This window comes from Brachyspira catarrhinii, assembly GCF_005518285.1.
GTDB lineage: Bacteria > Spirochaetota > Brachyspiria > Brachyspirales > Brachyspiraceae > Brachyspira > Brachyspira catarrhinii.
This window is the reverse complement of the sequence record NZ_SJDU01000638.1, coordinates 1-851: the sequence shown is the minus strand read 5'-3', so window position 1 is coordinate 851 and position 851 is coordinate 1. Positions and strand designations below refer to the sequence as shown.

General features: G+C 37.3%; 2 protein-coding genes. Both read left to right on the top strand.

Features of this window, described 5'->3' with window-relative positions; genetic code table 11:
• Window positions 1-347 (top strand): flagellar basal body rod C-terminal domain-containing protein (locus EZH24_RS12790; RefSeq protein WP_137999417.1); only part of this gene is annotated, 347 nt, incomplete at its 5' end.
• 25 nt (window positions 348-372) lie between these two features.
• Window positions 373-705 (top strand): flagellar hook-basal body complex protein FliE, encoded by a 333-nt coding sequence (gene fliE / locus EZH24_RS12785; protein ID WP_137999416.1) that lies wholly within the window; start codon window positions 373-375, stop codon window positions 703-705.
• The last annotated feature ends 146 nt before the right edge of the window (window positions 706-851 follow it).

Sequence of the window (851 nt, the reverse complement as noted above, 5' to 3'; positions counted from 1 at the left end):
GCGGAGCTTTTAGAAGAAGCAGAGTTATTTTTAAACCGAGAGACGATGGCAATAAATATAAAAGTCCTTTCTTGCCAGACGCGTTGCAGCCGAATGTCGGAACGGGCGTGAGAGTTTTTAGTATAGAAAAAGATATGGAAAGCGCCACAAGATTCGTTTACGACCCTTCGCATCCAGACGCAATTAAATATGGAGAGAAGGCGGGATATGTGGAAATGCCAAATGTAAATCCCGTGACGGAAATGGTTGATATGATGGAAGCGTCAAGAGCTTACGAAGCCAACTCCACAATGATACAATCGGCTAAAACTATGTTTGGAAGCGCTTTGAATATAATAAGGTATTAAGATATTAATTTTTTGGGGTAATTTTATGAATAATATTGGAAACATTGGAGATAATTATAATTTTGTATTGAAAACAACCGACCCGAGACATTATGGACCCGCTCAAAAAATCGGAAGAGACACAAGCCGAGATTTAATAAGCAATTTTGGAACTATGTTGAGCGAAGCGATTGAATCGGTTAATCAAAAACAAGTAGATAGAGACAGCATAATAGTTCAAGCGGGAATAAGACCCGACCAAGTGGATGTGTCGGATGTTATGAACGCGATAGCCGAAGCCGAATTGTCTTTAAGTTTTACAAAAGCCGTAATGGACAGAGCGGTTAGAGCTTATCAGGAAATAACTTCTTATAGATAATTAAAAATGAAATGAATGATAACAAAAAGTTCTCCTTTAAAAAAGAGTTGTTTAGGGCAAGCGTATACGGTTTAATAGCCGTTGCGTTTGCCAATTTAACTTTTGTATCGATTTATAGAAATAATAATATTTATATAACCGTCCTT